The following is an 11,999-nucleotide window of genomic DNA, read 5'->3' on the forward strand; positions in this document are numbered from 1 at the left end:
CGTGAGCGTGGCACCGAGCGACTCCCGCCACTCCTACTTTCCGGAACGGGGCAACGACGGGTACTGGGTCGAGCACTACGATCTGGCCCTGGACTACCGGGTGGGCGCCAACCGGCTCCGGGCGACCGCCACGGTCTCGGCGTTCGCGACGCGGTCGCTGGTCTCGTTCGCCCTTGACCTGGACCGGCTCAGGGTGACGGCGGTGCTGGTGGACGGGGTGCCGGCCCGCTTCGCCCACACCGGGGGCAAGCTGCGCGTCACCCCGATCCGCACGCTCCACGAGGGCACGCTGTTCACCGTGGAGATCCGGTACGGGGGCAACCCGCGCCCGGCGCCGAGCCGCTGGGGCGGGCTGGGCTGGGACCAGCTCACCGACGGGGTGATCGTCGCGAGCCAGCCGACCGGGGCGCCGTCGTGGTTCCCGTGCAACGACCAGCCCTGCGACAAGGCCACCTACCGGATCTCGGTCACCACGGCCTCCCCGTACGAGGTGGTGGCGAACGGCCGGCTGACCGCCCGGCGCCGCGGCGCGTCCACCACGACGTGGGTGTACGAGCAGGCGGAGCCGACCGCGACGTACCTGGCGAGCGTGCAGATCGGCCGCTACCAGGCGGTGGAGGTGCCGGGCGCGGTGCCCCAGCGGCTGCTGTTCCCGCCGAGGTTCGCCGCGCGTGCGCGGTACGACCTGGCCCGCCAGGGGCTGATGGCCGAGCTGTTCACCGAGCTGTTCGGCCCCTACCCCTTCGGCTCGTACACCGTGGTGGTGGTGGACGACGAGCTGGACATCCCGGTGGAGGCCCAGGGGATGTCGATCTTCGGCAGGAACCACATGGACGGCCGGCGCGGCGAGGAGCGGCTCGTCGCCCACGAGCTGGCCCACCAGTGGTTCGGCAACAGCCTGACGCTGGAGGGCTGGCGGGAGATCTGGCTGCACGAGGGGTTCGCCGCGTACGCGGAGTGGCTGTGGTCGGAGGCGTCGGGCGGCGAGACCGCCGACGTCCTGGCCGAGCGCTGGCACCGCAGGCTCGCGCGGCTCCCCCAGGACTTCCCGCTAGCCGACCCGGGGGCGCGGCGGCTGTTCGACGACCGCGTGTACAAGCGGGGCGCGCTCACCGTGCACGCCCTGCGGCGCACGCTCGGCGACGCCGCGTTCTTCCCGATGCTGCGCGAGTGGACGGCCACCTACCAGCACGGGGCGGTCACCACCGACCGGTTCACCCGCCTGGCGGGCCGGTACGCGGTCGCCCCGCTGGAGGGGTTCTTCACCGCGTGGCTGTACACCGAGCGGCTGCCCGCCCTGCCGGCCGCTCTCGGATGAGCCCCCCGGGGCCACCGGTCCCGGCCGGACGCTCGGAGCGGACGGTCACCAGGAGGGCGCCGCGGCCAGCAGCGTCTCGTGCACGGCCGCGAGGTGGGGAAGCGCGGCGGCGCCCGCGCGGGTGACCAGGAACAGGGTGGCGGCCGGCGGGACCTCCGGCCGGAGCAGGGCCACCAGGTCGCCGGCGGCCAGTTCGGCGGCGCAGACGTGGTGCGGCAGCACCGTGACGCCGGCGCCGGCGAGGGTGGCGGACAGCACGGCCCGCAGGTCGGGCACGACGACGGCGGCGCCGCCTGCGGGGCGCGCGCCGAACACCGTGCGCCAGTAGCCGCGGATGACGGGCAGGTCCTCGGCGCAGGCGACGAGCGGGACGCCGCGCAGCGCGGCCACCGGGTCGGCGCCGAGCCGGGCCCGGTCGACGCGGTCCGCCCAGGCCGGCGCCGCGACCAGGACGAACTCCTCGTCCATGAGCGGGGTGGCGGTGAGGGCCTTGCCCCTGGGCCGGACGGCGGAGATCACGATGTCGAACCGCCCGGTGCCGAGCCCCGCGAGCAGGACGGCGTCCTGGCCGGTGGTGACCCGCAGCCTCAGGCCCTGGTCCACCAGGCCGGCCAGGGCGGGGAGCGCGCGCATGGTGGTGAGCTCGGGGGGACCGGCGAGGTGGACCGGAGGGGCCGGGGTCCGGTGGCCGGGCAGGCCCCGTCCGGTGACGGCGGCGAGGGCGTCGATGGGCGCGGCCACCTGGCGTGCCAGCTCGTCGGCGACCGGCGTGGGCGCGACGCCCCGGGCGAGCCGCTGGAAGAGCCGCTGCCCCATCTCGCCCTCCAGCGCCTGGATCTGCGCGGTGACGGTCGGCTGGGACAGCCCGAGCAGCGGCGCCGCGGCGGTCAGCGAGCCCGCCCGGTAGACGGCGAGGAACGTCCGTATATGGGATAGGTCCACGCGGGCTCCCCCGTGTCGAAGAACGCCATCGGGATTCCTATGGGTGGTGGCCGGTGACCTCACCGGCGCCGATGGCGCTCGGAGCCTACCGCCGGCCGCGCCTCCCCCGCGAGCGGGCGGTACGGGGGCGGGCGGGGCACCCGTGAGCAGCACGGGCGGCATGGCCGGGCGGCCTGTCGAAAATTTCATGTATTCCCTATTGTATTTATAGGGAATTTGCCGCAGGATCAAGGGCGGGCGGAGCGGCGGGCCCCGCAGCCGGCCGCCGCCTCGCCGACCTCCTCCATCGGAGCGGGCGGGAGCCCGGGGGTGTTCCCGCCCGCCTGGGATGGCCGTCACCGGCCATGGAAAGGCACTCCCATGAGTGAGCCAGAACCGCCCGCGAGTGGCGGCAGCCGTGCGTTCAACGAGGACTGGGCGGCCACGATCCTCGGGCTCGTCCTCCTCGCACTGGTCATCACCGGCGTCATCCCCACCGGGCTGGTGCCCTGATGACCGCCGAAGAGACCACCTCACCCCCCGAGGCGCCCGACCGCGCCGAACGCGCCGGGCACGCCGATCGCGCCGAGGCCCCCGAGGGCGCCGTGACCCCCGAGCGGGCCGAGGCCCCCGAGCCCGGCGGGCCCGACGGACCCGCCGCCCCGCCCTCGTCCGTGGGGTGGGCCGTCCTCGGTGTCGTCGTCGTGCTCGTCCTCGGCGCGGCCACCCGCTTCCTGGACAAGAACGTCTCCGGCTGGTTCGAGGGGTCCGACCTCGCCAAGGCCATCGAGTACCCGATCTACGCCGTGGTCCTCGGCCTGCTCGGCAACGCCGTGCTCACCGCCACCGGGCTCAGGGATCGCCTCGCCGGGGGGTTCCGCACCGAGTTCTTCATCAAGACCGGCCTGGTCCTGCTCGGCGCCTCGATCAACCTCAAGGTGATCGTCACCGCCGCCGGGCCGGCGATCGTCCAGGGCATCGTCCTGATCACCACGGTGTTCCTGTTCACCTGGTGGCTCGGCGGCCGGTTCGGGCTGGACGACAAGCTGCGCGCGCTGCTGTCGGCCGCCGTGTCCATCTGCGGGGTCAGCGCGGCGATCGCCGCCGCCGGGGCCGTCCAGGCCAAGCGCGAGCAGCTCGCCTACAGCGCCAGCCTGGTGATCGCCTTCGCCCTGCCGTCCATCTTCATCCTGCCGGCCGCCGCGTCGGCGCTCGGGCTGAGCCCTGAGGTGGCGGGCGCCTGGATCGGCGGCAACATCGACACCACCGCCGCCGTGACCGCCGCGGGGACGATCGTGGGCGAGCATGCCCTGGCGGTGGCGACGATCGTGAAGGTCACCCAGAACGCCCTCATCGGCGTCGTCGTGGTGCTGCTCACCGCCTGGTTCGCCTTCCGCGTCGAGCGCCGTCCTGACGCCGCCCGCCCGGGACTCGGCGAGCTGTGGCGGCGCTTCCCGAAGTTCGTCCTCGGGTTCGTCGCCGCGTCGGTGATCGCGACGTGGTACCTCACCACGGTCGCCGCCGCCGAGGGCAAGGCGGTCATCGGCGTCGCCAACGACCTGCGGGTGTGGTTCCTGATCCTGGCGTTCGTGAGCATCGGGCTGGAGTTCCGGGTCTCGGCGCTGCGGGAGGCCGGGTGGCGGCCGGTGGTCGTGTTCGCCAGCGCGACGGTGGTCAACGTGGTGGTGGCGCTCGGGCTGGCGGTGCTGCTGTTCAGCGGGTTCACCGTCGCCTGACCGGAGCGGCCCTCCCGGCGCGTACGCCGCCGGGAGGGCCGTCCCGTTAGGGCCGCACCTCCAGGTAGTCCACGTTGGGACCGCCCGCGGCCGTGGTGGCGGTGGCGCGGACGGTGCTGGTCCCCGCGGGCAGGTTCACGGTCAGGGTCCTGGTCTGCCAGGTGGTCCAGGCGCCCGTCCCGGCGAAGGACATCCCGCCCGCCACCAGGGCGCCGTTGACCCGGACGTCCATCGGCCGGTCGGCGGAGGTGCCGTTGGCGTACCCCAGCGCCAGCGTCACCGGGCCGGCGGCTGCGGCGCTGACCGTCCACTGGACGTAGGCGCCGCTCGCGCTGTCGTAGTTGACGAACCCGGTGCCGGAGTACCCGGCGTGGTTGGACTCCACCACGCCCTGGGAGATCGACGCGTTCTCCGCCTCGAACCTGCCGCCGGAGGTGCCACTGCTCCACGGCACCTGCGGGGAACGGTAGAAGCCGATGCCCATGATCGTCCAGCGGGGGCCCTGGGCGCCGAGCCGCGCGCGGAAGGCGTCCCACGAGTGCGTCGTCCACGGCGACCAGCCCAGCTCGGCGATGGCCGGCAGCCGGGGGAACGCCATGTACTCGATGTCGTCCTCGGTGACGATCGTCTCGGTCCACATGGGCGCCTCGACGCCCAGCACCGCCGAGGCGGGCACGCCGCTCAGGTACGTGCCGGGATTCCACTCGTACGCGGTCTGCACCTCGATGTAACCCGCCCAGCTCAGGCCGATCGGGGTCTGCGCGTTGTACTTCATGTCGATGTAGGCCTTGTTGGCCGGGGACATCACCACCTTCGCGCCCCGCGACACCGCCGAGGTGACCAGCGAGTCCGAGGTGGTCAGGCCCCAGTACTGCACCACGCGACCGGCGGAGTGCTGCACCGCCGAGGCGCCGATCTGGTGCCAGCCCATGACGCTCTTGCCGGTGGCGGTGACCAGCGGCTGGACGCGGTTCATGAACGTGGCGTACTGCGAGGCCGAGGTGGCGCTCGCCTCGTCGCCGCCGACGTGCAGGTAGGGCCCGGGGGTCATCGCCGCGAGCTCCGACAGCACGCCGGCGACGAACGTGTAGGTGGCCTCCTTGGACGTGCACAGCGAGCTGAACCCGACGGCGGTCCCGGTGTAGAGGGACGGCGCCACCCCGTCGCAGTTCAGGTCGGCGTAGGAGGCGAGCGCGGCGTTGGTGTGGCCGGGCATGTCGATCTCGGGCACGATGGTGACGTACCGCTGCGCCGCGTAGGCGACGATGTCCTGGTACTGCGCCTTGGTGTAGTAGCCGCCCGCGCCGCCGCCGACCTGGGTGCTTCCCCCGTAGGTGGCCAGCCTCGGGTAGGCGTCCACGACGATCCGCCACCCCTGGTCGTCCGACAGGTGCAGGTGCAGGTAGTTCACCTTGTACAGCGCGATCCGGTCGATGTACTGCTTGACCGTGGCGGGCGGGTGGAAGTGCCGCGCGACGTCGAGCATGGCGCCCCGGTAGGCGAACCTCGGGTAGTCGACGACGCGCCCGCCGGGCACCGTCCAGGGGCCGGGACGTACCGTCGCGCTCTCGATCTCCGCGGGCAGGAGCTGGCGCAGCGTCTGCACCCCGTTGAACAGCCCGCCGGGGGTCTGCGCCCGGATCACCACGGCGCCCGCGGTGACGTCGAGCTGGTACCCCTGCGCGCCCACAGTGGGGTCGGCGCCGGTCAGCAGGAGCGAGATGCCGGAGGCGGGGGTGCCCGCCGGCGCGGCCGACACCGGCAGGGCGTACCCGGTGGACCGCCGCAGGATCCCGGCCAGGTAGGCGCCCACGCCGGCGGCCGGGGCCGAGCCGGGCTCGGTGAAGACGCCCGCCCCGGACGGCAGGGTGTACGTCGTGCCGGCGGCGGGCTGCGCCGAGACGGGCGCAGGGACCAGGTCGGACAGCGAGGCGGCGGCGGCCACCGGTGCCGCCCCGGCCACCGCGACCAGGGCGCTGCCCGCCACGAGCAGCGCGGCCCCGGCGAGGCGGGCGGCCGTCGAGCGGAGGCGGAGGCGGGCGGCGTCCGGGCGGAGGCGGACACCTTCGGAACGGAGGCGGGCGCCGAGGCGGCGGAGGGCGGGACCGGACGGGACGGAACTGCGCATGGCGTCCCCTACAGGCGAAATGGGGAAAATTATTAGTAAGCCTTACTTACAGAAGAGGGACCGTCAAGCGACGGGACCGCCCTCCGCCCTGACCTGGCCCGGATAATCCGAATCGGTTTCTTCTTTCGCTGAACTGTCGGAGCCGGGTGTGCGTATTCGTGACTAAGCCGGGTTGCGAGTCGGTCGACGCTCGTACGAGCCGCCCGGTCCGCGCGCGCGATCGCCGACCGCGCGCGTGCTCCGATCTACGGCAGGAGAAGAACCCATGAGCAACGCCATGGCCGCCGTCAGGGCCCTCCCTGTGCGCGCCGCTTCGACCTGCCCCTGGTGGTGCGAGCGCGAGCACCCCAGCAGCTACACCACCCACATGGCCGACATCGCCGAGCTGCGGACGGCCGGCGGGTTCACCGTGCAGATCACCATCGTCCAGCACGTGGAGCCCGGCCGGGCCGGCGAGCAGGTGGTGCGCCTGTTCACCTGCGCGGACGAGGACCAGGAGGGCACCGTCTCCGACCTCGCGCCCGGCGCGGCGGACGCGATGGGCTCCTCCATCATCGCGCTGAGCCCGCACGGCTCGGGACGCGCCTACGGGGTCGCCCTGCGCCGCGCCGCGGCCCACCTGCTGCCGCAGGTGGGCGACGCGAGCCGGGCCAGGCGCGCGGTCCCGGTGGTGCGGCTGGTGGAACGGCCCGCCGTGCGCCCCGTGGAGGACCCGCCGCCCGGCGAGGGACCGTCGGGCGATGAGCTGTTCCGCCTCGGCTACCTGACCGGCTACCTGGACGCCGCGAAGATCGGACCCGGCACCGGGAGCTCGTAGCCTCCGGCCCGCCGTGACCTCGGGCGCGGGACCCCACTGCGGCCCGAAACCCGCTCCGGCTCAGCACCCCGCTCCGGCGCGGGACTCAGTCCTCGGCGACCCGTAGGACGATCTTGCCCTGGATGTGCCCGCGCTCGGCCCGGTCGTGGGCCTTCGCCGCGTCGGCCAGGGCGTACACACCGTCCACGCCGACGCGGAGCGAACCGGCGTCGGCCAGGCGCGCCAGCTCGGCCATCTGGGCGCCGTCGGAGCGGACCTGACCCCCCGGGAACGTGATCCCCAGCTCGGCCGCCCGCTCGGTGTGGTAGTCGCCGAAGAACACCGGGCTGATCGTGCCGCCGCGCCGGACCACCGGCAGGAACCGGTGCCCGTCGGGGCCGCCGACCGTGTCGAAGACGTGGTCGACGTCGCGGACCACCTCCTGCACGCGGGTGGTGGTGTAGTCGACGAACTCGTCGGCGCCCAGCCCGCGCAGGAAGCCCTCGTGGCGGCCCGAGGCGACGGCGACGACGCGCGCGTCCCGGGTCTTGGCGAGCTGGACCAGGAAATGGCCGACGCCGCCCGCCGCGCCGTTGACCAGCACGGTCCTGCCCGGTTCCAGCCGCACGTGGTCGAACAGGAACTGGTAGGCGGTGAGCCCGGCCATCGGCACGCCCGCGGCCTGGACGTGGTCCAGCGCGGCCGGCTTGCGCGCCAGGTGGGACACCGGCGAGGTCGTGTACTCGGCGTACCCCTTGCCGCCGTTGCCGAGCTCGGGGAAGCGCACCAGCCCGAACACCTCGTCCCCCTCGCGCAGCCCGGTGACCCCCGGGCCCACGCCGGCGACGACGCCGGAGACGTCCGATCCCGGCGTGAACGGCAGCGGCATCACCGGGCGCATCGACTCGGGGATGGTGGCGAAGCCCGTGCGCGCGTACCAGTCGGGCGGGTTCAGGCAGGCCGCGCGCACCCGGACCAGCACGTCGCCAGGACCCGGTTCGGGGCGTGGCACCTCCTCGTACGTCAGCACCTCGGGGCCGCCGAACTCGTGCACGCGCACGGCCATCATCGTCGCCTTCGCCATCGTCTCTCCTCGTTCCAGGGCTCGGCACGCCCCTCCCGCCGGTCACGGGAGCGGACCTCCGGTAGTATCCGGAGCACTGTTCCGAATCATATACGGAGCAGTGCTCCGTTTGACTAGGCCCAAGGATCGGAAAATGACGACGCCGCCCGCCCCCGGCCCGCCGCGCGCCCAGCGCGCCGACGCGCAGCGCAACTTCGAGCGCATCCTCGCGGTCGCCAGGACCGTGGTCGCCGAGCAGGGCACCCAGGCGTCGCTGCGCGACATCGCCCGCCGCGCCGGAGTCGGCCTCGGGACGCTGTACCGGCACTTCCCGACGCGTGACGCGCTGCTGGAGACGCTGCTCGGGCGGCGGTTCGACCTGCTCGCCGAGCGGGCGGACGCGCTGGCCGGCACGCGGGCGCCCGTCGAGGCGCTGAAGGAGTGGCTGGGCGAGTTCACCGCGGGCGCCGCCGTCTACCGGGGCCTGGCCGCCTCCATGATGGCCACGATCGACGACGAGAACTCACCGCTGCACGCGTCGTGCGCGGCCATGCGCCGGTCCGGCGCGCGCCTGCTCGCGCGCGCCCAGGAGGCCGGGGAGGTTCGGGCCGACATCGACGGGACCGACCTGTTCGCGCTGGTCAGCGCGGTCGGCTGGGTCAGCGACCAGGCCCCGTCCCTCACCGCGCGGCGCGAGCACCTGCTGTCGCTCGTCATGGACGGCCTCACCCGCAGGGACACGCCGGAGCCGGGAGCCGGCTGACGGCGCCGGGCGTGACCGGGGGCGAACCCGGACCGGACGGAACACCCCCAGCGGACCCCGGAAGCAGAGCGGACCAGACGGGCTAGACGGGAGGGACGGGCTAGACGGGAGGGACGATGGGCAGGAGGACCCGGAAGCGGGTGTCCCCCGGCGAGGACTCCACCCGGATGTCCCCGTGGTGCTTGTTCACGACTATCCGGTAGGAGATGTCCAGGCCGAGTCCGGTGCCCTCGCCGACCGCCTTGGTGGTGAAGAACGGCTCGAAGATGCGCGGCCGGATCTCGGCGGGGATGCCCGGCCCGGTGTCGGCGATCTCGACGAACACCCGGTCGGCGTCGTGGCCGGTGCGCAGCGTCAGGGTGCCGCCCTGCGGGCTCATGGCCCCGAAGGCGTTGTCGATCAGGTTGGTCCACACCTGGTTGAGCTCGGCGGCGTAGGCGGGGATGGGCGGCACCGTGCGGTCGTACTCCTTGACGGTGCGCACCCCCTCGGGGGTCTTGGCCTGCATCATGGTCAGCGTGGCGTCGAGCAGGTCGTGCACGTTGACGGTCTGGTACGGGGCCCGGTCGAGCTGGGAGTACTGCTTGGCGGCGGCGACCAGCGTCGAGACGCGGGTGACCGCGTCGTCGATCTCCCCCATCAGCAGCTCGGTCTCGATGGTGTAGGTGAGCCAGCGCACGGCCGCCTCGAGGTTCTCCCCGCCGACCGCGCCGGTGATCTGCTCCAGCCACTCGATGTCGATGCCGCCCGCCACCAGCGTGGCGGCGAGCTCCCAGCCGCCGGTGACGTCGTGGTCGTCGAGCCAGTCGCCCAGCTCGTCCTCGGCGTCGGCGGTGGCCAGCGCGGACAGGGGCGGCGCGCTCGCGGCGCGCTTGACCGCGTCCTCCTGCAGCTCGACCAGGTCGTGCAGCCTGCTGCCGTCCAGCCGCCCGTCGGCGATCATGGCCAGCTTGTGGCGCATGCCGGTGACCCGCTCGCGCAGCACGGCGGTGGCCCGCACGGCCGCCGCGGCCGGGTTGTTGAGCTCGTGGGTCAGCCCGGCCGACAGCGAGCCGAGCGCGAGCAGCCGCTCACGCTCCCCGATGATCGTCTGGTTGGCCCGCATGCCGAAGAACATGCCCTCCAGCAGGTGGGTCGCCATCGGGAACCACTCGCGCAGCGACGCGGCCAGTACCGTGGCCGGCAGGGTGAACAGCTCGGAGTCGGTGACCGCGTGCAGGGTGCTGGAGTAGTTCTGCCCGATGCGGTCGCCCACATAAGCCTGCATGGCGCCCGAGTAGACCCCGCGCTGCTCGGTGCGGGTGACCTCGACCTCGTCGCCCTGGATGCGCCGGGTCATCGCGATGGTGCCGTGCAGCAGCACGTAGAAGCAGGTGGCGGGCTCGCCTTCCCGGTAGACCGTGGTACCGCCCTTGTGGCACTCCACGCGGCCGCTCTCGACGAACCTGGCGAGCTGCTCGTCGTTGAGCGACTCGAACAGGAACAGGGTCCGCAGATCTTCGGCGGTCAGGCGGACGGCGCCCGCGTCGTCCGGCGCGGCGGTCTCTGCCGGCTCGGTCATTGGGCCTCCAGATAACGGTGGATCAGCGATACCGCCATGGCGCCCTCGCCCACGGCGGAGGCGACGCGCTTGACGGAGTCCGCCCGGACGTCGCCGGCGGCGAAGACTCCGGGCATGCTGGACTCCAGGTGGTAGGGGTCGCGGGGCAGCGACCACCCCGGCGGGCGCTGGCCGTCGGCGAGCAGGTCGGGCCCGGTGAGCACGAACCCCCGCCCGTCGCGGACCACCGCCTTGTCGAGCCAGTCGGTGCGCGGCTCGGCGCCGATGAAGATGAACAGCCACGAGGTGTCCACCATGCGGGCCTGCCCGGAGCGCGGGTCGCACAGCGACAGCCGCTGCAGGTGCTCGTCGCCCTCGGCGGCCACCACCTGGGTGTGCGGGTGGACCTCGATGTTGTCCATGTCCTCGATCTGGTCGATCAGGTACTGCGACATGGACCGCCGCAGGTCGCCGGCCCGGATGAGGATGTGGACACGGCGGGCGTACCTGGCGAAGTGCATGGCGGCCTGCCCGGCGGAGTTCGCGCCGCCGACGATGTAGACCTCCTCGCCCGCGCAGCTCGGGGCCTCGGTGGACGCCGACCCGTAGAAGACGCCCCTGCCGGTCAGCGCGGCCAGCCCCGGCGCCTCCAGCATCCGGTAGGAGACGCCGGTGGCGAGCACGACGGTGTGGGCGGCGATCACGCTGCCGTCGCCGAAGCGCAGCAGCCGGGTCGACCCGCCGGACTCCAGGGCGACGACCTCGCGGGTGGTGAGGATCTCGGCGCCGAACCGGAGCGCCTGGCGGCGGGCCCTGTCGGTGAGCTGGGCCCCCGACACCCCGTCGGGGAAGCCGAGGTAGTTCTCGATGCGGCTGCTCTGCCCGGCCTGCCCGCCGGTCGCGCGCTGCTCCAGCAGCACCGTGCGCAGCCCCTCGGAGGCGCCGTACACCGCCGCGCCGAGACCGGCGGGGCCGGCGCCGACGACGACCAGGTCGTAGAAGTCCTCGGCCGGGGTGGTGGTCAGCCCCACGTGCGCGGCCAGGTCGGACTCGGTCGGTTTGACCATGGAGGTGCCGTCGGGCGTGACGACCAGCGGGACGTCGTCGACGCCCAGCCCGGCCGCCGACAGCAGCCGCCCGCCCTCGGCCTCGTCGGCCAGCAGCCACCGGTACGGGACCAGGTTGCGGGCCAGGAAGTCGCGGACCGCGAACGAGGGGGCCGACCACCGGTGCCCGACGACGCGGGTCTCGCTGATCGACTCGTCGGGCGCGGCGATCCAGGCGTCGAGCATCGCGTCGACCACCGGGTAGAGCTTCTCCTCCGGCGGGTTCCACGGCTTGAGCAGGTAGTGGTCCAGGTCGACGATGTTGATCGCGTCGATGGCCGCGTCGGTGTCGGCGTAGGCGGTGAGCAGGACGCGGCGGGCCCTCGGGAAGATGTCCATCGCGGCCTCGAGGAACTGGATGCCGTTCATCTGGGGCATGCGGTAGTCCGCGAGCAGGACGGCGCACTGCTCGCCTCGCAGTTTGATCTCGCGGAGGGCCTCCAGCGCCGCCTGCCCGGAGTCGGCGCGGACGATGCGGTACCGGTCGCCGTAACGGCGCCGGACGTCCCTCGCCACCGACCGCGAGACGGCCGGGTCGTCGTCAACGGTCAGAATCGCCGGGTTCGCCATGTATTCAATGAAATCATGCCTGGGGACAAAGGCGACCAGGAGCAGCCGTAACCCTGCC

The 11,999-nt window shown here is 73.3% G+C and carries 10 protein-coding genes; 5 read left to right on the top strand and 5 right to left on the bottom strand.

The genetic code is table 11. The annotated features are described in order from the left end of the window. Window position 1: 1 nt before the first annotated feature. Window positions 2-1,318 carry a M1 family metallopeptidase gene (locus NYZ98_RS32695; protein WP_262847461.1) on the top strand — a complete coding sequence of 439 codons (1,317 nt, stop codon included), beginning with the start codon at window positions 2-4 and terminating at the stop codon, window positions 1,316-1,318. 45 nt (window positions 1,319-1,363) lie between these two features. Here the strand turns inward: NYZ98_RS32695 and NYZ98_RS32700 are convergent, their stop codons facing one another. Further along, entirely contained in the window at window positions 1,364-2,260 is an 897-nt protein-coding gene (locus NYZ98_RS32700) for a LysR family transcriptional regulator (protein WP_262847462.1), read from the bottom strand. Between the two features lie 360 nt (window positions 2,261-2,620). On the opposite strand from NYZ98_RS32700, the gene NYZ98_RS32705 reads away from it, so the two are divergent. Together NYZ98_RS32705 and NYZ98_RS32710 are read left to right on the top strand one after the other, a co-directional pair. Then, window positions 2,621-2,752 carry a hypothetical protein gene (locus tag NYZ98_RS32705; RefSeq protein ID WP_262847463.1) on the top strand — a complete coding sequence of 44 codons (132 nt, stop codon included), beginning with the start codon at window positions 2,621-2,623 and terminating at the stop codon, window positions 2,750-2,752. Next, on the top strand, window positions 2,752-3,975 hold the full coding sequence (locus tag NYZ98_RS32710) for a YeiH family protein (RefSeq protein ID WP_262847464.1): 1,224 nt from the start codon (window positions 2,752-2,754) through the stop codon (window positions 3,973-3,975). The genes NYZ98_RS32705 and NYZ98_RS32710 overlap by 1 nt, the downstream gene beginning before the upstream one ends. A 46-nt stretch (window positions 3,976-4,021) precedes the next feature. On the opposite strand, the gene NYZ98_RS32720 is transcribed toward NYZ98_RS32710, so the two are convergent. Beyond that, a complete protein-coding gene (locus NYZ98_RS32720) occupies window positions 4,022-6,103 on the bottom strand; it encodes a family 20 glycosylhydrolase (RefSeq protein WP_316249624.1) in 2,082 nt (693 codons plus the stop codon). A 265-nt stretch (window positions 6,104-6,368) separates the two neighbouring features. Between NYZ98_RS32720 and NYZ98_RS32725 the strand changes: the two genes are divergently transcribed. Beyond that, window positions 6,369-6,920: a hypothetical protein gene (locus NYZ98_RS32725; RefSeq protein WP_262847465.1), complete on the top strand. Its 552-nt coding sequence runs from the start codon at window positions 6,369-6,371 to the stop codon at window positions 6,918-6,920. An 85-nt stretch (window positions 6,921-7,005) separates the two neighbouring features. Here the strand turns inward: NYZ98_RS32725 and NYZ98_RS32730 are convergent, their stop codons facing one another. Then, the gene (locus tag NYZ98_RS32730) at window positions 7,006-7,983 is read right to left on the bottom strand and encodes an NADP-dependent oxidoreductase (RefSeq protein WP_262847466.1); all 978 of its coding nucleotides are present in this window, start codon (window positions 7,981-7,983) and stop codon (window positions 7,006-7,008) included. Between the two features lie 133 nt (window positions 7,984-8,116). On the opposite strand from NYZ98_RS32730, the gene NYZ98_RS32735 reads away from it, so the two are divergent. Beyond that, window positions 8,117-8,725 carry a TetR/AcrR family transcriptional regulator gene (locus tag NYZ98_RS32735; RefSeq protein WP_262847467.1) on the top strand — a complete coding sequence of 203 codons (609 nt, stop codon included), beginning with the start codon at window positions 8,117-8,119 and terminating at the stop codon, window positions 8,723-8,725. A gap of 100 nt (window positions 8,726-8,825) precedes the next feature. On the opposite strand, the gene NYZ98_RS32740 is transcribed toward NYZ98_RS32735, so the two are convergent. Next, a complete protein-coding gene (locus NYZ98_RS32740; RefSeq protein WP_262847468.1) occupies window positions 8,826-10,286 on the bottom strand; it encodes an ATP-binding protein in 1,461 nt (486 codons plus the stop codon). Beyond that, a complete protein-coding gene (locus NYZ98_RS32745) occupies window positions 10,283-11,941 on the bottom strand; it encodes an FAD-dependent oxidoreductase (protein ID WP_262847469.1) in 1,659 nt (552 codons plus the stop codon). Before NYZ98_RS32745 ends, NYZ98_RS32740 begins: the two co-directional genes overlap by 4 nt. Between the last annotated feature and the right edge of the window lie 58 nt (window positions 11,942-11,999).

The sequence above is a fragment of the Sphaerisporangium corydalis genome (assembly GCF_025506355.1).
Taxonomy (GTDB): Bacteria; Actinomycetota; Actinomycetes; order Streptosporangiales; family Streptosporangiaceae; genus Sphaerisporangium; species Sphaerisporangium corydalis.

Excerpts from the sequence above, each read along its gene's own strand:
- NYZ98_RS32740 (WP_262847468.1), bottom strand. The coding sequence starts at position 10,286 with ATGACCGAGCCGGCAGAGACCGCCGCGCCGGACGACGCGGGCGCCGTC.
- NYZ98_RS32735 (WP_262847467.1), top strand. The coding sequence starts at position 8,117 with ATGACGACGCCGCCCGCCCCCGGCCCGCCGCGCGCCCAGCGCGCCGAC.
- NYZ98_RS32725 (WP_262847465.1), top strand. The coding sequence starts at position 6,369 with ATGAGCAACGCCATGGCCGCCGTCAGGGCCCTCCCTGTGCGCGCCGCT.
- NYZ98_RS32705 (WP_262847463.1), top strand. The coding sequence starts at position 2,621 with ATGAGTGAGCCAGAACCGCCCGCGAGTGGCGGCAGCCGTGCGTTCAAC.
- NYZ98_RS32730 (WP_262847466.1), bottom strand. The coding sequence starts at position 7,983 with ATGGCGAAGGCGACGATGATGGCCGTGCGCGTGCACGAGTTCGGCGGC.
- NYZ98_RS32720 (WP_316249624.1), bottom strand. The coding sequence starts at position 6,103 with ATGCGCAGTTCCGTCCCGTCCGGTCCCGCCCTCCGCCGCCTCGGCGCC.
- NYZ98_RS32710 (WP_262847464.1), top strand. The coding sequence starts at position 2,752 with ATGACCGCCGAAGAGACCACCTCACCCCCCGAGGCGCCCGACCGCGCC.
- NYZ98_RS32745 (WP_262847469.1), bottom strand. The coding sequence starts at position 11,941 with ATGGCGAACCCGGCGATTCTGACCGTTGACGACGACCCGGCCGTCTCG.